The 18,561-nt window shown below is 59.4% G+C and carries 20 protein-coding genes; 8 read left to right on the top strand and 12 right to left on the bottom strand.

Translation table 11 applies throughout. The features are described from left to right. Positions 1-85: 85 nt before the first annotated feature. Genes trxB through NQ018_RS08335 form a run of 3 tightly spaced genes read left to right on the top strand, consistent with a single transcriptional unit; the run spans position 86 to position 2,555 of the window. Entirely contained in the window at positions 86-1,006 is a 921-nt protein-coding gene (trxB, locus tag NQ018_RS08345; protein WP_257060297.1) for a thioredoxin-disulfide reductase, read from the top strand. An 8-nt stretch (positions 1,007-1,014) separates the two neighbouring features. Further along, complete coding sequence (gene trxA, locus NQ018_RS08340; RefSeq protein ID WP_257038621.1) at positions 1,015-1,338, top strand: thioredoxin; 324 nt, start codon at positions 1,015-1,017, stop codon at positions 1,336-1,338. 47 nt (positions 1,339-1,385) lie between these two features. Then, positions 1,386-2,555, top strand: a complete 1,170-nt coding sequence (locus tag NQ018_RS08335) for an N-acetylmuramoyl-L-alanine amidase (RefSeq protein ID WP_257060294.1) — start codon at positions 1,386-1,388, stop codon at positions 2,553-2,555. Here the strand turns inward: NQ018_RS08335 and NQ018_RS08330 are convergent. The 8 genes from NQ018_RS08330 to rpmH form a co-directional block, all read right to left on the bottom strand. After that, on the bottom strand, positions 2,516-3,145 hold the full coding sequence (locus NQ018_RS08330) for a hypothetical protein (RefSeq protein WP_257052455.1): 630 nt from the start codon (positions 3,143-3,145) through the stop codon (positions 2,516-2,518). The two genes, NQ018_RS08335 and NQ018_RS08330, sit on opposite strands and share 40 nt — an antisense overlap. A 5-nt stretch (positions 3,146-3,150) precedes the next feature. Then, the gene (locus tag NQ018_RS08325) at positions 3,151-4,113 is read right to left on the bottom strand and encodes a ParB/RepB/Spo0J family partition protein (protein ID WP_257038618.1); all 963 of its coding nucleotides are present in this window, start codon (positions 4,111-4,113) and stop codon (positions 3,151-3,153) included. 12 nt (positions 4,114-4,125) lie between these two features. Further along, positions 4,126-5,049, bottom strand: a complete 924-nt coding sequence (locus NQ018_RS08320) for a ParA family protein (RefSeq protein ID WP_257060293.1) — start codon at positions 5,047-5,049, stop codon at positions 4,126-4,128. A gap of 48 nt (positions 5,050-5,097) precedes the next feature. Continuing rightward, positions 5,098-5,712 (bottom strand): 16S rRNA (guanine(527)-N(7))-methyltransferase RsmG, encoded by a 615-nt coding sequence (gene rsmG / locus NQ018_RS08315; RefSeq protein WP_373456418.1) that lies wholly within the window; start codon positions 5,710-5,712, stop codon positions 5,098-5,100. Positions 5,713-5,874: 162 nt separating this feature from the next. Then, positions 5,875-6,825, bottom strand: a complete 951-nt coding sequence (yidC, locus tag NQ018_RS08310) for a membrane protein insertase YidC (RefSeq protein ID WP_257038616.1) — start codon at positions 6,823-6,825, stop codon at positions 5,875-5,877. A 5-nt stretch (positions 6,826-6,830) separates the two neighbouring features. Continuing rightward, positions 6,831-7,064 (bottom strand): membrane protein insertion efficiency factor YidD, encoded by a 234-nt coding sequence (gene yidD / locus NQ018_RS08305; RefSeq protein ID WP_257038615.1) that lies wholly within the window; start codon positions 7,062-7,064, stop codon positions 6,831-6,833. Next, positions 7,064-7,423, bottom strand: coding sequence for a ribonuclease P protein component (rnpA, locus tag NQ018_RS08300; protein WP_257038614.1), 360 nt, complete (start codon positions 7,421-7,423; stop codon positions 7,064-7,066). The genes yidD and rnpA overlap by 1 nt, the downstream gene beginning before the upstream one ends. 30 nt (positions 7,424-7,453) lie before the next feature. Next, a complete protein-coding gene (gene rpmH / locus NQ018_RS08295) occupies positions 7,454-7,597 on the bottom strand; it encodes a 50S ribosomal protein L34 (RefSeq protein WP_257038613.1) in 144 nt (47 codons plus the stop codon). Positions 7,598-8,374: 777 nt separating this feature from the next. Between rpmH and dnaA the strand changes: the two genes are divergently transcribed. The 5 genes from dnaA (at position 8,375) to gyrB (ending at position 15,755) form a co-directional block, all read left to right on the top strand. Then, complete coding sequence (gene dnaA, locus NQ018_RS08290) at positions 8,375-9,919, top strand: chromosomal replication initiator protein DnaA (RefSeq protein ID WP_444861402.1); 1,545 nt, start codon at positions 8,375-8,377, stop codon at positions 9,917-9,919. A 707-nt stretch (positions 9,920-10,626) separates the two neighbouring features. Next, positions 10,627-11,808 (top strand): DNA polymerase III subunit beta, encoded by a 1,182-nt coding sequence (gene dnaN / locus NQ018_RS08285; protein WP_257060291.1) that lies wholly within the window; start codon positions 10,627-10,629, stop codon positions 11,806-11,808. Between the two features lie 43 nt (positions 11,809-11,851). Further along, positions 11,852-13,018, top strand: coding sequence for a DNA replication/repair protein RecF (gene recF / locus NQ018_RS08280; RefSeq protein WP_257060290.1), 1,167 nt, complete (start codon positions 11,852-11,854; stop codon positions 13,016-13,018). Continuing rightward, positions 13,015-13,575, top strand: a complete 561-nt coding sequence (locus tag NQ018_RS08275) for a DciA family protein (protein WP_257060289.1) — start codon at positions 13,015-13,017, stop codon at positions 13,573-13,575. Before recF ends, NQ018_RS08275 begins: the two co-directional genes overlap by 4 nt. A 122-nt stretch (positions 13,576-13,697) precedes the next feature. Then, complete coding sequence (gene gyrB, locus NQ018_RS08270; protein ID WP_257060288.1) at positions 13,698-15,755, top strand: DNA topoisomerase (ATP-hydrolyzing) subunit B; 2,058 nt, start codon at positions 13,698-13,700, stop codon at positions 15,753-15,755. Between the two features lie 20 nt (positions 15,756-15,775). On the opposite strand, the gene NQ018_RS08265 is transcribed toward gyrB, so the two are convergent. From NQ018_RS08265 to NQ018_RS08250, 4 genes are read right to left on the bottom strand one after another with little or no spacing between them, the layout of a single operon-like run. Beyond that, positions 15,776-16,918, bottom strand: coding sequence for an ROK family protein (locus NQ018_RS08265; protein ID WP_257060287.1), 1,143 nt, complete (start codon positions 16,916-16,918; stop codon positions 15,776-15,778). A gap of 38 nt (positions 16,919-16,956) precedes the next feature. After that, a complete protein-coding gene (locus NQ018_RS08260; protein ID WP_257060285.1) occupies positions 16,957-17,481 on the bottom strand; it encodes a methylated-DNA--[protein]-cysteine S-methyltransferase in 525 nt (174 codons plus the stop codon). 25 nt (positions 17,482-17,506) lie between these two features. Beyond that, on the bottom strand, positions 17,507-17,944 hold the full coding sequence (locus tag NQ018_RS08255) for a DUF6918 family protein (RefSeq protein WP_257060282.1): 438 nt from the start codon (positions 17,942-17,944) through the stop codon (positions 17,507-17,509). 50 nt (positions 17,945-17,994) lie between these two features. Further along, a complete protein-coding gene (locus tag NQ018_RS08250) occupies positions 17,995-18,417 on the bottom strand; it encodes a hypothetical protein (RefSeq protein ID WP_257060280.1) in 423 nt (140 codons plus the stop codon). Positions 18,418-18,561: the final 144 nt, after the last annotated feature.

The following is an 18,561-nucleotide window of genomic DNA, read 5'->3' as shown; positions in this document are numbered from 1 at the left end:
CTGCGGGGAAATACTGCGGCGGCGGCGTGTGTTGGGGAAAAGGTAGAATCAAACAGGTCCCAACAAAGGTGTGGAAAGGTTGTTCATGTCAGTGCATGATCTCGTGATTATCGGCTCGGGTCCGGCGGGCTACACCGCAGCTCTGTATGCGGCTCGCGCCGAGCTGAAACCGCTGGTATTTGAAGGTATTGAATACGGCGGTTCGCTGATGACCACCACCGATGTGGAAAACTACCCCGGTTTTGCTGATGGCATCATGGGCCCCGACCTCATGGAACAAATGCGCTCCCAAGCTGAGCGATTCGGCGCTGACCTGCGCATGGAGATGGTCACCAAGGTTGAGCTGACCGGCGAGATCAAGAAGGTGTGGGTGGACGAGGAAGTTTTTGAGGCCCGCGCCGTCATCCTGGCCACCGGCTCCGCGCCACGCTACCTGGGCATTGAGGGGGAGCAGAGCTTGCTTGGCCGCGGCGTTTCCGCCTGCGCTACCTGTGACGGCTTCTTCTTCAAAGGCCAGGACATCGCCGTGATCGGCGGCGGCGACACCGCTATGGAGGAGGCCACCTTCCTCACCAAGTTCGCCAACACCGTGACCATCGTCCACCGCCGCGAAGACTTCCGCGCCTCCGCCGTGATGCTGGAACGCGCCCGCAGCAACGAGAAAATCCGCTTTGCCACCAACAAGGTGGTCTCCCGAGTGCTCGGCGAAAGCAAAGTGGAGGGTCTTGAGCTGCAGGACACCGTCACCGGCGAGCTCTCCACGCTGGACGTCACCGCAATGTTTGTGGCAATCGGGCACGACCCCCGCTCGGAGATGTTCCGGGACGTCATCACTACCGACGAAGCCGGCTACGTAGTGGTGGATCACCCAAGCACTGCAACCAATATTCCCGGTGTGTTCGCGGTCGGTGACCTCGTAGACAGCCACTATCAACAGGCGATCACTGCCGCGGGCTCCGGCTGCCGCGGCGCCATCGACGCCGAACACTACCTCGCTACCCTTTAGGATCACCCATGGCACAGATCATCAACGTCACCAAAGACACCTTCCGCTCCGCGGTCATTGACTCCGAAAAGCCCGTCTTGGTGGACTTTTGGGCACAGTGGTGCGGGCCGTGCAAAAAGTTGGGGCCCGTGCTTGAGCAGGTGGCAGAGGAGCTTGGCGACGAAGTAGTGATCGCCAAGGTGAACGTGGACGAGGAGCGCGAGCTGGCCGCAATGTTCCAGATCATGTCTATCCCCGCGATGATGGTGTTTGCAAAGGGCACGAAGGTGGATGAGATGATCGGCCTGCAACCCAAGGCGAACATCGTGGCGAAGCTGCGCTCGCACATCTGACTGCTATCCTTGCCAAGAGTAACCAGTGAATTCCAGAAGGGAGCAGTGTGTCTGACATCTTGCAGGTAGGTGACCGCAGCCCACGGGTCGCCGAGGTCAGGATCGCACTCGCTAAGTTGGGCCATTTGCCCACCGACGCCACCGTCACCAAGGACAGCTTCACCGAAGCAGACCTCCTCTTCGATGAAACCCTCGCAGACGCCCTGCGCAGCTTCCAGCAGTCCCGAGGCATCATCGCCTCCGGGGCTATCAATGACGCCACGCTGCGCGTCATCCGGGAAGCCTCCTACCGCCTAGGCTCCAGGGTGCTGCAATACCATCCCGGCAATCTCATGGTTGGCGACGACGTAGCCCAACTCCAATCCCAACTTCAAGAGCTGGGCTTTTACCCGGACCGTCTAGACGGCCGCTTTGGCGAGCAAACCCACGCCGCCCTCATGAACTACCAGATGAACTACGGGCTGCGCACAGACGGCATCTGCGGGCCGGAAACCATCCGCGCTTTCGGCCGCCTCGGCCGCCGCATCACCGGCGGCAACCCCCACGCCCTGCGCGAGCGCGAGCGTATGCGCGAGTCCGGCCCGCAGCTCGCCGGCAAACGCGTGGTGGTGGACCCGGCGTTGGGCGGGCGCAACCGCGGACAAAGCGTGAAGGGCCCTTATGGGCAAATCACTGAGGAAGAGATCATCTGGGACCTCGCCACCAGGGTGGAAGGCCGAATGATCGCAGCCGGGGTGGAAACGATTCTTTCCCGCACCCGTCAGGATGACCCCAGCTACGCCGACCGCGCGAACATGGCCAATGCTTTTGGCGCGGACCTCATGATCAGCCTGCAGGCGGACCAGTACCACAACCAAAAGGCCAATGGCGTGGCCAGCTTCTACTTTGGTTCGGAATCCGGCCAGAGCTCGATCACTGGTGAGCTCCTTTCCGGCTTCATCCAGCGCGAAATCGCTGCCCGCACGGCGCTGAATAACTGCGGCGCCCACGGCCGCACCTGGGATCTGTTGCGCATCACTGAGATGCCGACGGTGGAAGTGGTGGTGGGTTACCTCACCAACCCCGGCGACGTTTCAATACTCACTGACCCCAAGGCTCGCGACGCCATCGCCGAGGCCATCGTAGTTGCCGTCAAACGCCTCTACCTACTGGACGAGGACACCCACACTACCGGCACTTATAAGTTCGACGAGCTCGTCAAACACGAAACCTCATAGGCCACCAGCAGCTCACGTTTGGGCGGTAGCTCCAGGCGGTAGCGAGGTAGCGCGGGGTGCGGGTGGACCACCTCAAACCCCGCGGCCTCCAGGGCGTTGGCGTTCATGAGGCCAATACGCGGGCTTTGGTCGAGGATTTCGAGCACCTCTGGCTGGGGGTTTTCGGGGTCTTCCACGAAATCTTCGCGCCAACCGAAGGCTTCCACGTGGTCTTCGCCGCGGCGCATGATGGCCATGATGGCGGCGTCGAGCAACAGGGCAGGGGCAATGTCTTGGATGCGCGGCTGCGCGAACAGTGAGGTGATCACGAAGCCGTCTGCGGGCGGTCCGCTGGGCAGTTGCGCGGCACCGGGGCACATGCTGGCGTGGCAAAACAGCACGGTGGCGAGGGTTTCCACGGGCGTCTTGAGGTGGAAGCCGCACTCGCCGTAGTCCATGAGGGCGGCGTGGAGCCAGGCTTCTTTTTCAAAGGCAGGCTCGCACTTGAGGGTGGGGTCTGCAAGCTCCCAGAACACGCTGCTGAGGGCGAGGGGATGCGCGGCCAGCACGTTGTCTTTACTCACGGCCTCAATATGCAGTGGCGCGGCCATGGCTGTTAGCCCTTCAACAGCCCCATGATGCGCTCAAAGTCCTCTTTGCCGCCGAACTCCACCACGATTTTGCCTTTGCGCTTGCCCACGCTCACGGACACCTTGGTGTCCAGCTCATCGGCAAGGCTGGAGGCGGCGTTGCTGAAGAACTCTGGCGTTGCGGCCTTGGGGCGCTTGGTGGGTGCCGGGGCTTCGCCGCGGTTGGCCAGGGTCACGGCTTCCTCAGTGGCGCGCACGCTCAGCCCTTCGGCGACGACGCGGGCAGCGAGGGCTTCCTGGGCCTTTGCTCCCGCCTTCAGGCCCAGCAGGGCGCGGGCGTGGCCCCCGGAAAGCACGCCGGCCGCGACTTTGCGCTGTACGTCCACGGGCAGGCTCATGAGGCGGATCATGTTGGTGATCACGGGGCGGGAGCGGCCCAAGCGGTCTGCGAGCTCGTTTTGGGTCACGCCGAACTCTTGGAGAAGCTGCTGGTAGGCGGCCGCTTCTTCCAGGGGGTTGAGTTGGACGCGGTGGATGTTTTCCAGCAGGGCGTCGCGGAGCATGTTGGCGTCGTCAGTCTGGCGCACGAGCGCGGGGATGCGCTTGAGTCCGGCTTTCGTGGAGGCGCGCCAGCGGCGCTCGCCCATGATGATCTCGTATTGGTCTTTGCCCTGTTCACGCACCACGATTGGCTGGAGGAGGCCGAACTCTTTGATGGAGTGCACGAGCTCGTCCAGCTCGTCTTCATCAAAGACGGTGCGCGGGTTGCGGGAGTTGGGGCTGATCAGGCCCACGGGGATTTCGCGGTAGCTCACTGTTGCTTTGGCCGCCTCGGCGAGGATGGGGTTGGCTGCTTTCTTGGGCGCGCCCTTTTCCCCGATGACGATGTCTGCCGCGTCGTCGCCAAGCTTGGAGCCTGGCTGTGGGCCTGCGGTGATCAGTGCCGCGAGGCCGCGGCCGAGTCCGCCTTTGCGGGTTTCCTGTGCCATGTTTTCTCCAGTTTATTGCTTGGTGGGGGCTTGCCCGATGGGGGCGCTGTCCTCAGTGGGGAGGTAGTCCCCGCGGGTGGCGAGCTCCTTTGCCGCGTCGAGGTACGCGAGTGCACCCCGCGAGCCGGGGTCGTACTGCAACACGGTCTGCCCGTAGCCAGGGGCTTCCGAAACTTTCACGCTGCGCGGGATTTTGGTGCGCAACACGACGTCACCAAAGTGGCCGCGGACCTCTTCACTTACCTGCTCCGCGAGTTTGGTGCGGGCGTCATACATCGTAAGCAGAATTGCGGAGATGTGCAGGTTGGGGTTGAGGTGCTGGCGGATCATCGTGATGTTGTTGAGCAACTGACCCACACCCTCCAGCGCATAGTATTCGCACTGGATGGGGATCAAGACCTCGTCAACGGCATTCATTGCGTTGATGGTGAGCAACCCAAGGGAAGGGGGGCAGTCAATGAACACGTAGTCAAAGCCCTGTTCGCGGACGAACTCATCCAGGGCATCAGCCAAGCGGTATTCGCGGCGAACCATGGAAACAAGCTCGATCTCGGCGCCCGCGAGGTCAATGGTGGCGGGGATGCAGTAGAGGTTTTCGCTGGCGGTGGATTGGGCCATGGCCTCTGCTGGTTGGCATTCGCCGATCAGAACCTCGTAACTGGAAAGCGTGCCTGCGCGGTGCTCCACGCCAAGCGCGGTGGAGGCGTTGCCCTGGGGGTCGAGGTCCACCACGAGCACCTTAAGCCCGCCGATCGCCAGACCAGCGGCGAGGTTCACCGAGCTCGTGGTTTTACCCACACCGCCTTTTTGGTTTGCCACGGTGAGCCTGCGCGGTGATTCAGGGCGCGGCAGTGACAGTGCGTTGGGTGTGAGAACCTGCGCCGCGCGGCGTGCCGCTGCGGCAATCGGGGTGTCATCCCAGTTGTGCTCGTCCATGCGTCCCTTCTTTATGTGGAGAATTCGTATCTACTCTAGTACACGCCCTCAACGGCGCTTCCTGATGGAAATCACAGTGGTTGGCTGCTCCAGCAGCGCGCCGACGGTATAGATTTTCGCGTCCGTGCCACCAGCCTTTTTAATCTCTTGGGCATCCCTGGTGAGCTCTTCTTCCACACTGGCGCCCTTCATCGCAATCATCCTGCCACCGGGAGCTACTAAGGGTAAGGACCACTTGGCCAGCTTGCCCAAAGGGGCAACTGCGCGGGAGGTTACCACCTCTACTGGGTCCATTTGGCCTCTGACTTCTTCAGCCCGACCACGGATCACGGTGACATTACTCAGTTCAAGCTTTTCCTTGACTTCTCCCAGGAACACCGAGCGCTTCAGTAGAGGCTCAATGAGCGTGATACTGAGGTCCGGGCGCGCGATGGCAAGGGGGATACCCGGCAGGCCCGCGCCGGAACCAATGTCCGCCACGGTAGAAAACTCCTCCATGGCCTCACCGATCACGGCGCAGTTCAGCAGGTGCCGTTCCCACAGCCGTGGGACTTCCCGGGGGCCGATGAAGCCACGGGTTGAGCCGTCAGTGGCCAAGAGCTCGTGATAGGCCTGAGCCAGGGGTAGGCGCTCACCAAAAATCTCCGCAGCTACCGCTGGCATGCCCTCAGGCTGTGAGGGAGCGGGCATGGTGGGGGCCTCGTTTTTTGAATGTTTCACGTGAAACCTTCCTTTTTTTCATTCGTTGCTTACGGTAGCACGGGGCCCGGACACGGCGTCCAAGCAGCAAAAAAGCCCGCCTGAGCGGGCTTTGTGCGGGGTGAATTAGCGGCGCTTCTTTGGATTGTTTGGGCGCTGGCCAGGACGTGGGGCGCTTGCACGCTTGGCCTCCTTCTTGGCCGCGATTTCCTCTGCCTCTTCGGCGTCGATCTTGGAGAAGATCCAGCGCTGCTGGAAGAAGGTCCAGATGTTGTTTGCCACCATGTAGAACAGCAGGCCCAGGTGCCACAGCACGCCGGTGAACAGAATCGTCAGCGGCAGGAACCACATCATCATGCGGTTCATCATGTCCATCTGCATAGCCATTTGATCATTATCTGGGCGCTTCTGCAGGCCGGACTCCAGGCGGCGCTTCTGGCGGGTCACGGACATGCGGGCGTTGAGGTGGGTTGCCACCACGATGATGAGAATCAGCGGTGCGGCCACCAGGGCGATGTCGAAGCGCGTGAAGTCCACCGGGGAGAAGGCGTCATACATGTCTTGCGGCATGGAGATGTATGCGGACAGTGGCACACCGAACAGGCGGGCGTCCAGGAAGGATTGGACGTCGTCAGCAGAGAACACGTAGTTGGGCAGTTGGCGGTTGAGCTCTGGATCGAGGCCGAGCTGGCCGGTGCCGGTACCGGTACGGTTAAAGGAGCGCAACACGTGGAACAGGCCAATGAACACTGGCATCTGCACAAGAACTGGCAGGCAGCCGCGCAGTGGGTTTACGCCGGATTCCTGCTGCAGCTTGCGGGTTTCCTGCATCATCTTCTGCTGGTCATTCGCGTACTTTTTGCGAATCTCCTGCATCTGCGGCTGCAGTTCCTGCATCTTGCGCATGGAGCGCATCTGGTTGAGCATTGGGCGCACCAGTACAAGGCGGATGGTAAAGGTGAGCAGCACAATGGCGAGCACCCAGGACCATCCGGAGTCTGGTGACATCACAAAGCTCACTGCTTTATGCCAGAACCACAAGATGCCGGCAATGGTGTAGTAAACGAAGTCCAGCACGTCTTCTATTGCTCCTTTGATTGTTTTGGCATCACCGGATCAAAGCCTCCGGGGTGCCAGGGACCGCACTTGCTTAGCCGAACCAGCGTGAGCACGCTACCCACCAGTGCGCCGCGCTCGGAAAGCGCTTGAATAGCGTATGCACTGCAGGTTGGTTCGAAACGGCAGGTAGACCCCATCTTAAGGGGGGAAATGTAGTTTTGGTAAAACCGAACCGCGCCGATGAGCAGCCGTTTCATCACAGGCCTGCCTTTCGCAGCGCTTTTTCGATCCCCGCCAGGACATCCTGATCCACCTGCTGTGCCGTGGCGACGTCGATAGGCGGCAGGGCTCGAAGCACGACTTCCGCGTTGCGGGGCAGCAAGTGGCAGTGGCGCATGAATGCGTGGCGCAGTTGCCGTGATACCCGATGCCTAGTGACAGCGTTGCCGATGGCTTTGGAGACGACAAGGCCCATTTTGGGGCCGCCGGTAATGGCGATTTGGTGTTCTACCAGCCGAATATGCACAACGACGGTGCTCCGTCCCGCGTGCTTACCTTTCCGAATTGCTGCTTTGAAAGCTTCGGAATTGGTGAGCTTGTGTTGGGGAGGAAGCACCGTCGTGGATGTGCTTGAAGCGTAAAAAATTTACGCGGTCAGGCTTGCACGGCCCTTACGACGACGTGCAGCTACAATTGCGCGACCAGCACGGGTGCGCATACGAATGCGGAAGCCGTGCTTCTTTGCGCGACGACGGTTGTTCGGCTGGAACGTCCGCTTACCCTTTGCCACGGTAAACACTCCTATAGTGATGTAATGCGGGTGATCGCACCAGTAGCGGTGGATCACCCAAAGTTGGATATTGTTGCGAGCTCAAAAATCCATTGCGGCGGCGCAATTAGGCCATCGCAGGGGCAGCGAGCAACGCATGCCACACGCCATATGGTTATGGGGTGCAGTAACAGACTCCAACAGCCTACGCGAGTTTTCGCTTGCACACAAAATCGACACGCGCCCTCAAGCGCATCCCCCGCCGCTACCCCTGAAATCACAAAAATGTAATTTCAGCAGTGTCTTTTGCTGGGCTGCAACGCGGCGGCGGTGAATTTTTTGCAATTCACTTGCGTTGATGCCATCCGCTCCAGCCCTCTCGCCATGCCACAAGATCGCGCTGCAGATCTGAGAATCAGCCAAGAGCGTGCCGCGACACGCACGCGCACCGATTGGTGGTGCCATAAGCAGGTGGACACTGGGGAAAGAAGCCGTGTATCACTGATTTACAGAAGCATTTTTCACAGCCTGTGGGATTCGCAAACTGTGGAAAACTCTCAAGTGTCAGTTGAGACTTTGACAATTTGTGCGCAAATGTGCAGGTCAAAGCCTTGACAAGCGGTTAGTAGTTTTCCACAGGGTTGTGGGATACTTGTGGATAACTTTTTCCACAGCCGTTGTGAAATGCGTTTTCCACACCTGTGGAAAACATTGTGGAATACATGGTCAGGTGAGTTTTTGAATTGTGAAAAAGTTCTTAAAAGCACCATTCGCACCAACTAATTCGTTAACTCAAGGATGAGAACCGTGACCGACCCCTCGCTGGCCCCGCAGCACCTCAACCAAATCTGGCACGAGGTCATTGAGCAGTTGCCACAGGTCTCCGCGCAACAGCGCGCATATCTCCAACTCGCCACCCCAGCGGCACTGTTGGAGGGAATCGCTGTCATTTCCGTGCCCAACGCGCGCACCAAAGACTTAATCGAGCATGACCTTGGCGAACCGATCCGCCAGGCACTGAGCAACGTGCTCGGAAAGCCCATGAGTGTTGCGGTTTCTATCACCACCACGAGCACAACACACACGGAACCGTCGTCAATTCCAACACCAACACCCACCCCGGCACCAGCACCGGCCTTCGAACCTCAGCACCAACTCCAGCCGGAACGGGAACCAGATCCAGAACCACCGGCACCAGCACCGGCACCGGCAACGGAGAACTCCTGGGAGCAGCGCTGGCGCGTGGATCATGCGAATGACCAGCCCGTGGGCGGGTACCGCAGGGAAATGCCGGCGCATAATCCCAATAGGGTTATGCTGCTGAACCCGGCATACACGTTTGATAATTACGTGGTTTCAGACAGCAACAAGTTGCCGTTTTCCGCAGCTATTGCCGTGGCTGAGAAGCCTGCGCGCTCCTACAACCCGTTGTTCATTTGGGGTGATTCGGGCCTTGGCAAGACCCACCTTATGCACGCAATTGGAAACTATGCACAGCAGTTGGATCCAAGTTTGCGGATTAAGTACGTCTCCAGTGAGGAATTTACGAACGACTACATCAATTCCGTGCGCGATGACCGCCAGGAATCCTTCAAGCGCCGCTACCGCGACCTAGACATCCTCATGGTTGATGACATCCAGTTCCTCCAAGGCAAAGAGGGTACCCAGGAGGAGTTCTTCCACACGTTCAACGCGTTGCAGCAGGCCAACAAGCAAATTGTGCTCTCCTCTGACCGCCCACCGAAGCAGCTCACCACGCTGGAGGACCGCCTGCGCACCCGCTTCCAATCGGGTCTGATCGCGGATATCTACCCGCCGGACCTGGAGACGCGCATCGCGATTTTGAGCAAGAAAGCCCAGGCAGAAGGTCTGCAGCCGGACCGCGAGGTGATGGAACTCATCGCGTCGCGCTTCAACACTTCTATCCGTGAGCTCGAGGGTGCGTTCATCCGCGTGTCCGCCTATGCCTCCCTGAACAAGCAGCCGATTAACTTGGAAAATGCCCAGGTTGCGCTGCGGGACATGATGCCGGAGCAGGCGGCGGTGGCGGTGACGGTGGAGTCGATCATGGAGGTGACCGCGGAATACTTCAAGGTCACGCTCGCGGATCTCAAGGGAACTTCCAAGAAGCGCGCGATTGCCCACGCCCGGCAGCTCGCCATGTACCTCTGCCGCGAACTCACGGACTTCTCCTTGCCGCGTATCGGTGAATACTTTGACAAGGACCACACCACCGTCATTTACTCCGACCGCAAGATCCGCACGGAGATCAAAGAGCGCCGCGACACCTACAACGAGATCCAGCAGATCACGCAGCGCATCAAGTCTGCGAACGTCCGCTAGAAGGGGCATTTCCGACGTCACCCTCTCCACCCAAACCCGCATCCAAAACCCCAGCTTTCAGCGTTTTTCACAACCTGAGCTGGGGTTTTACTAGTTGCTCACAGGGTTATCCACAAGCCTGTAATTACACAATTGTTATTTGGTGAATTGCCACACAATTGGGTCATCCCTAAAAGCACAACCCCCGCGCCGCGCCGCATCACCAGCCCTGTGCAAAACCGCACTCAACCTGTGCACAGCAACGCGGAATTTTGTGGAAGTAATGTGTACAAAAAAGCGGCCCGCTGCGTTCTCCACAATGTGGCAGGGTTATCCACAGACAACCAACACTGCTATGCACAGCGTGAAAATGGGGCGCCACGAGCGGATTTTCGGTGAATTACACAAATTCACAGGACTTACTGTAGTTACCAACTATTTCTCTTAAAACTAAAAGGGAGAAATGGGCCTTGGGGAAAACCTGCGCCGCGTGCGGTCGAACGACTGACCCTGAACCGCGGCAACGAAAGCCGGGCGACCGGGAGACGGGAGATAGGTGTCATTCCAAGTTTCTTTGCCGGCAAAATACAGGTACGTTAGGCAGTGAACTTTTTGTGATTACAGCTTTTGGGGCATCTGGCTGAAAACCAACGTCCAATCGCCGGAACACCGGCATCTACCTGCATGAATCACAAAAACTGGAAGGCAAAAGGAGTACGAAGGCAAGCATGGAACACCAAGAACTGTCATTCCGCGTGGAAAAAGATGAGCTTGCGTCTGCCGTGGCTTGGGTTGCCCGCAGCCTGCCTACCAACCCCACGCAGCCGGTACTTCGAGGAATGTTGATCACCGCCACTTTTGACGGCCTTGAGCTCGCGGGTTTTGACTACGAGGTTTCCACTAAAGTCACAATTCCCGCCGAGGTGAAAGAAGCTGGCCAGGTGGCCGTGGGCGGTAAGTTGCTTGCGGAAATCGTTTCAGTGCTGCCTTCCAAACCGGTGGAGTTTTCCGTGAACGGCCAAACTCTGCTGCTGGTGTGTGGCTCTGCTCGCTTTGAACTTCCTGTAATTCCACTGGATGATTACCCACCGCTGCCTAAGCTGCCTGCGGTGACCGGCGCCGTGGACCCTAGCTTGTTCAACGCGGCTGTAAGCCAGGTGGCGGTTGCGGCTGGCCGCGATGACACCCTGCAGATGCTCACCGGCATTCACATCGAAATTGATGGTGAGCAAGTAACGCTTACCGCCACGGACCGTTTCCGTTTGGCAACGCGCAAGTTCCAGTGGGTGCCTGCGGTCCCAGACGCCAAGGCAAACCTGCTGGTCCCAGCGAAGAATCTGGCGGAAAGCGCACGCAGCCTGAACTCCTCTGAGCCCGTGGAAATTGCGGTGGGCAGCGGTGAATCCATTGGCAGCGAAGGCCTGTTTGGCCTCCATGTGGATGCGCGCCAGACCACTGCTCGCATGCTGGATGCAGATTTCCCCAACGTGGCTCCGCTGTTCCCTAAGCACCACACCTCCATGGCAACCGTGGAAATTTCAGCTTTGGTGGATGCTATCCGGCGCGTCTCCTTGGTTGCAGGGCGCAATTCCCACATCCGCATGCAATTCAACGCCGGCGAGCTTATCCTTTCCGCCACTGGTCAGGACGCCGGCCACGCTGAAGAGTACGTTCCTTGTGCGTACACCGGACAGGATGATTTCATCATTGCGTTCAACCCCTCCTACCTGCGCGATGGACTGAGCGTTATCCCAACGGACCGCGTGGTCTTCGGCTTCACCGAGTCCTCCCGCCCGGCGATCCTCATCCCAGAACCGGAGGAATTGCCACAGGCTTCGGAAGATGGCACGTTCCCAGCACCGGAGACGGATTACTCCTACCTGCTGATGTCCGTGCGCCTGCCTGGCTAATACTTGCTTCATTCACAAATCATGCAAAAGGGGTGACTGCCTTATGTTTATTCGGCAGCTCCAATTGCGTGATTTTCGATCTTGGCCGGAATGCACCATCGCGTTGGAGCCTGGCGTTACCGTGTTTGTGGGGCGCAACGGTTATGGAAAAACCAACATCATTGAGGCGATTGGGTATACCGCCCACCTCGGATCACACAGGGTGTCCCAGGATGCCCCGCTGGTGAGGATGGGTGCGGAGGCGGCCAGGGTGTCCGTGACTGCGGTGAACGAGGGGCGCGAACTCACCACGCATCTGCTGATCAAGCCGCAGGGTTCTAACTTGGCGCAGATCAACCGGACGAGGTTGAAAAGCCCGCGCGAGTTGCTCGGCGTGGTTCGTACCGTGTTGTTTTCCCCCGAGGACTTGGCGTTGGTTCGCGGGGAGCCAGCGGAGCGCCGCCGCTACATAGACGACCTGCTCATTGCCCAAAAACCGCGCTACGCAGGGGTGAAAGCGGACTATGAAAAGGTGCTGCGCCAGCGCAATTCTTTGCTGAAAACGGCAAGTTCCTCCCTCCGCCGTGGCTACGGCCATGATGATGGCGCGCTCGCAACGCTCGACGTGTGGGACGGCCAACTTGCACATTTTGGTGGGCAGTTGTTGGCCGGGCGCCTTGAGTTGTGCGAGCAGCTCAATCCCTTGGTCCATGAGGCCTACGCGCAGATCGCCCCGGAGTCTAGGCCTGCCTCGATTGCTTACAACTCCACTGTAGACATGCACGAGTCCACCACCGCGGAACTACTGGAGGCAGCCATGCTTGCAAACCTGGGCGCCGTGCGTTCCAAGGAGATTGAGCGTGGGCTGAGTCTGATCGGACCACACCGCGATGACCTGGACGTTCTCCTGGGCAGCTACCCGGCTAAGGGCTTTGCTTCCCACGGCGAGACGTGGTCAATGGCCCTGGCGCTGCGCCTTGCCTCCTTCCAACTTCTGCGCCAAATGGGCACAGACCCGGTGCTTATCTTGGATGACGTATTCGCCGAACTGGACGCCAAGCGCCGCGAAAAGCTCGTGGCGGTTGCCAAAGATGCGGAGCAGGTGCTTATCACTGCGGCCGTGGATAGCGACCTCCCCGAAAACCTCCAATCCACCGTGGGCAAGAAGTTCCAGGTGAGCGTGGAACAACAAGAAACCGGCCGTATCTCATTGCTGGAGGAACTGCCATGAGCGACCTCGTCTCAGATGCCTTTCATACCATCCAAAAAGAGGCTTCCCGACGCGGCCTCGCGCCAAAGTCCCAGCAGATCACACGCGCGGCGAGCAAGCAGGAACGCAACCTTAACTCCCCAGCAGACGCCGGGAGCAAGGCGTCCGGTGGGCGTCGGAAAGGCATTCCTACCGGCCCTGATGGGCGCCGCCTGCCCAAAAAAGACAACTTGGAGTCCGTGAATGCAGTGCTCCAACGCGAGATTTCGCGGCGTGGGTGGGGCAGAGAAATCGCAGGTGGATGGGTCCAGAACAACTGGGAGGAACTCGTGGGGGCGCAGGTGGCTGCGCACACCAAGGTGGAAATGTTCAAAGGCGAGGCACTGTTCATTTCCTGTGATTCCACTGCCTGGGCCACGAACTTGCGCATGATGCAGCGCAACATTTTGGCGGCAATCGCGCGGCAAGTGGGGCAGGGGATCATCACCGAGTTGAAGATTTTTGGGCCAAAGACTCCGAGTTGGCGGCACGGGCCTTTGCATGTGAAGGGTCGGGGTCCTCGAGACACCTACGGATAAACCCGATTGCCCAAATCGGTGCCTCATTGCCCTCCCACGCGCACGAACTGTCTTAGCAGTAGGGGAGTAGGCAGTGTAGAATGGGAGAGTCTGTAGAAAAATACGCAAGGAGTCCAAGCCTCGTGGCTAATGCTGAACACGAATACGGCGCCTCATCCATTACCATCCTCGAGGGCCTTGAAGCTGTGCGGAAGCGCCCCGGCATGTACATTGGCTCAACCGGTGAGCGCGGCCTTCACCACCTGGTGTGGGAGGTTGTGGACAACTCCGTAGATGAGGCAATGGCTGGCTACGCCGACCGCGTTGACGTCACCATTCTTGCCGATGGCGGCATTGAAGTGATTGATAATGGCCGTGGCATTCCGGTGGAGATGCACCCCTCGGGCGCTCCAACCGTCCAGGTGGTCATGACCCAGCTCCACGCCGGCGGTAAGTTCGATTCCGATTCCTACGCTGTTTCCGGTGGTCTCCACGGCGTGGGTATTTCCGTGGTGAACGCCCTCTCCACCCGCGTAGAGGCGGACATCAAGCGCGACGGCAAGCACTGGTACCAAAACTTTGACAACGCCGTGCCATTCCCGCTGGAAGAAGGCGGCAATGCCCGCGGCACCGGCACCACCATCCGCTTCTGGCCGGACGCGGAAATTTTTGAAACCACCACCTTTGACTTTGATACGATCGCTCGCCGCCTCCAGGAAATGGCATTCCTCAACAAGGGTCTCACCATGACCCTCAAGGACCTCCGGGCCACCGAGGAAGAGATCGAGCTCGAGGCGATCGCGGAAGAGGGAGACACCGCCGAGGGCATTTCGTTGGAGTCCCTTGACGGCGATGAAGCCGGTGCTGAGGCAGGTGCCGCTGAACAGGCAGGGGCTGGCAAGAAGAAGGAAAAGAAAAAGACCTTCTACTACCCCAATGGCCTTGAGGACTACGTTGCGCACCTGAACAAGTCCAAGCAGGTGATCCACCCCTCCATCATCTCTTTCGATGCCAAGGGTGAGGACCACGAGGTTGAGGTGGCAATGCAGTGGAATGGTGGCTATTCCCAAAGCGTGCATACTTTTGCCAACACCATTAACACCTTTGAGGGCGGCACCCACGAGGAAGGTTTCCGCGCGGCGCTGACCTCCCTGATGAACCGCTACGCCCGCGAGCACAAGCTGCTTAAGGACAAAGACGCAAACCTCACCGGTGATGATTGCCGTGAAGGCCTTGCCGCGGTGATTTCCGTGCGCGTTGGCGACCCTCAGTTTGAGGGCCAGACCAAGACCAAGCTGGGCAATACCGAGGTCAAGGGCTTCGTGCAGCGTATGGTCAACGAGCATGTGTCTGACTGGTTGGATGCCAACCCTGCGGAAGCAAAGACGATCATCTCCAAGGCCGTTTCCTCCGCGCACGCCCGCGTTGCTGCCCGCAAGGCCCGTGACCTGGTGCGCCGAAAGAGTGCCAATGACCTAGGCGGCCTGCCCGGTAAGCTGGCCGACTGCCGCTCCAAGGACCCGGTGAAGTCCGAGCTCTACATCGTGGAGGGTGACTCCGCAGGTGGTTCCGCAAAGGGCGGCCGCGACTCCCTCTACCAGGCAATTCTTCCGCTACGCGGCAAGATCCTGAACGTGGAAAAGGCGCGCCTGGACAAGGTGTTGAAGAACAACGAGGTCCAGGCCATCATCACGGCGCTGGGCACCGGTATCCACGAGGAATTCGACATCAAGAAGCTGCGCTATCACAAGATCGTGCTCATGGCGGATGCCGACGTGGACGGCCAGCACATCGCAACGCTGCTGCTCACCTTGCTGTTCCGCTTCATGCCGCAACTCATTGAGGAAGGCCACGTCTACCTGGCACAACCACCGCTCTACAAGCTCAAGTGGGCCAAGGGCGAGCCGGGCTTTGCCTACTCCGACGCGGAACGCGACCAGCAGCTCGCCGAGGGCCTGGCCGCCGGCCGCAAGATCAACAAGGATGACGGCATCCAGCGCTACAAGGGCCTGGGTGAAATGAACGCCTCCGAGCTGTGGGAAACCACCCTCGATCCAAGCGTGCGTATCCTGCGCCGCGTGGACATCGAGGACGCACAACGTGCCGACGAGCTGTTCTCCATCCTCATGGGTGACGACGTCTCCGCCCGCCGCAGCTTCATCACCCGCCGTGCCAAGGACGTTCGTTTCCTCGACGTTTAAGGCGACGTCTAAGGTGCCGCTTACGGTGCTGGCTCGTTGGCATATGCCAGCGGATCGTGCTGGAACCCGTTAAGCGCCACCTGCATGGCGGCGCGCTGCACAATGTTGCGCTCCGCCTGCTGAATCTGCAGGTGGGCGGCACTGTGGTGGTCCGCCTGCAGAATCGATTTGGTGATCTCTAGCGTTTGCGGGTCTAGGGTGAAAGCCTCGCCGGCGCAGACCACAACCTCCGGGTCCACAAAATCCACCGCGGCGGCGATTGCCTTGCCCATCGCTTCCGCCCGCTCGTGAAACATTGTGCGCAATTGTTCTGAATTCTTGGCCGCTTCCACCAGTTCAGCAAAGGTTTTCACCTCAAATCCCAATTCCGCGGCTCTGCCCAAAATCGGCTTCACACTCAGTGGGGCCAATCCATGAGGGCCAGGACCTGGCCGCAGCGCACTTGGTTTACGGCCAGAATGTGGGTAATGCACAATGCCATTAAAAATCCACGCATGGCTTACCACTTCGCGGGCGTAAAAGTACAGCGTAGAGGGCCAATGCTCGCCAGCAATCGGGGTTGCGGCGATCTCGGCGCCGGCCATCGCGAGTACACCCGTGGCTACCGTGACGCGCCTGCCAAACGCCTCATGGAGCAACGTGGCGACGTCGGCACCCTTCCAGCCGTACTCCGAGGAATTGATGAATCCCTGCCGATCCACATGGGAAGAAAATGCAATGCCGACGTCCACAGGTTCCGGGAGGCCCACGGCGAGCGCCTGGAGTGCGGTGGCCAGTGCGAAAAGGTGTTCTTTGGGATGGAGGTGTTTGGCGGCGAGTGGCAGGCGGCGCTGGCGGATGATGCGGCCGGAGACGTCGCAGATCACGATTTCCGCGCTGGACACACCAACGTGCGCGCCCCACACCAAAAGGTGGCTACCGTCAACGCGCAGTGTGATGCGTGGGCGGCCGGCCTTGGTGGAGTCGGCGGCGCTGAATTGTTCTTCCACCAGTCCTGCATCCAGCAGCGCGGCAACGTACCTGGTGGCGCTTGCCTGGGACAGCCCGAGCTGGGTGTGGAGCAGGGTGCGGTCGGATTGGGTGGTACGGATTTGGTGCAGCACGCGAGCAAGCGGGGAAGTGGGCAGGCCAAATCTCGCTGTGACCTGCTGTTGTGATGCCATGGGGTGAAAGTATAGCGCCCTATTTCCGCCTTCTGGGCTTAAAAGAGTGCCTCGGGCAGCGCGCCTTCCAAGTTCAGCAGGTGGCGTTTGCGTTCCAGCCCGCCTGCGTACCCCGTGAGGGAGCCGTCCGCCCCAACAACGCGGTGGCAGGGGACGATGATACTGAGTGGGTTGGCCCCAACCACCTGGCCCACGCGCTGCGCAAAATGCCTGTTTCCCAACTTGCTCGCTAGTTCGCCGTAAGTGGTGGTGGAGCCGTAGGGAATCTCCTGCAGCAGCGCCCAGGTGTGTAGGGCGAACTCGCTGCCCTCAAGGTGGATTGGTAGGGAGAAATCCCGCAGCTCACCGGCAAGGTACTGTGTCAGTTGTTCAGCGGCTAATGCGAGGGTGGTGTGCTGGGAAGGCTCGATGAGGGAGCCCAGTGTGGCCTTGGATTCGGCCAGGGGACGGTTTTTGTGTTGCGCAAAATACACCCCAACCAGATTTTCATTGCGCGCAATCAAAGTGATGGGGCCGAGCTCAGAAGCAATCACCGCATGGTGTGTTGTGTGCGAAGGCTCCATGGCTTGGCCTTTCCGTGTTCTTGGGCTAGCCTGCGTGGCGTTCCAGCAGGTCACCGAGCGCCGCGATGTGTGGCGCCACCAGCTTGTTGGCTTTGCTGCGCAGCGTGGAGTAGGCCTTCTGTACCGCGGAGTTATTGACCTTTTCTGCGTTGCGATCCACGACCGCGAGGACGTCATTCACCACGTTCTCACTATTTGCATCCAGGTAGGCGCCAAATCCGGTGCTGCCGTTGGCCTGGTAGTTGGTCCAATACGGGTCCAGGGTGCTCAGAATCTCTGGGAGGAGCTTGTTGGTGGCCTTTACCACGATGTCTGCGTTGACCTTCTTGGCAGCGCCCAGCGCACCCTTGAGGGCCATGCCGCTGATGCCGGAGGAGGATTCAACGGAAGCGTCGATCAGCGCGGCGAGGTCTGTCACCACAACCTCGCGCTTGGTGTTCAAAAGGTCTTGGAGTGAAGTCATGCGCTCCAGTATGCCGAAAAACTGAAGCCCTCGTTTTTGGGCAGCCGCCGTTATGCCCCGGTGGCCTTCTTCACCAATTGCTTCATCCGCTCTTTCACGCCTTCGGTGAGGGCGGGGATGGCGTAGTGAGTTGCCCACATTTCGCCATCGTCAAGCGTTGCGGAAGGGTTGAAGCCCAGGGTGGTGTAGCGGGTGTCGAACTTGCTTGTGACCTGCAGGAATACCACAACATCTTGTTCGTTTTCGTAGGCGGGCATACCGTACCAGGTGCGTGGGTAGAGCTGTGGCGCTACCTCGCTCATCACCTGATGCAGGGCAATCGCGATTTCTTTGTCCCCGGCGGGCATCGCCTCAATTGCCTGCTCAAGGGCCTCGAGGTTCTTTACGCGCTTGTTGCCGCCTTTTTGGGTGCGCAGTTCCTCCGCGCGTGCCTTCATGGCTTCGCGCTCAGCTTTGCTAAAACCGCTCATCATGTGCCCTTTCGTAGAAAGATTGCACGCGTGGGGATTGAGGGTGTGAATCCCACTGTCGTGGGTTTGATGAGGTAGTCGATGTTGCGGAAGCTTTGGCATCGGCGTGCGTTGTGCTCCGTACGTTGTTTCAAAAACGGGTTTCAT

The sequence above is a fragment of the Corynebacterium kozikiae genome, assembly GCF_024580965.1.
Classification (GTDB): domain Bacteria; phylum Actinomycetota; class Actinomycetes; order Mycobacteriales; family Mycobacteriaceae; genus Corynebacterium; species Corynebacterium kozikiae.
The sequence above is the reverse complement of the archived record's forward strand: the minus strand, read 5'-3'. Positions and strand labels throughout refer to the sequence as shown.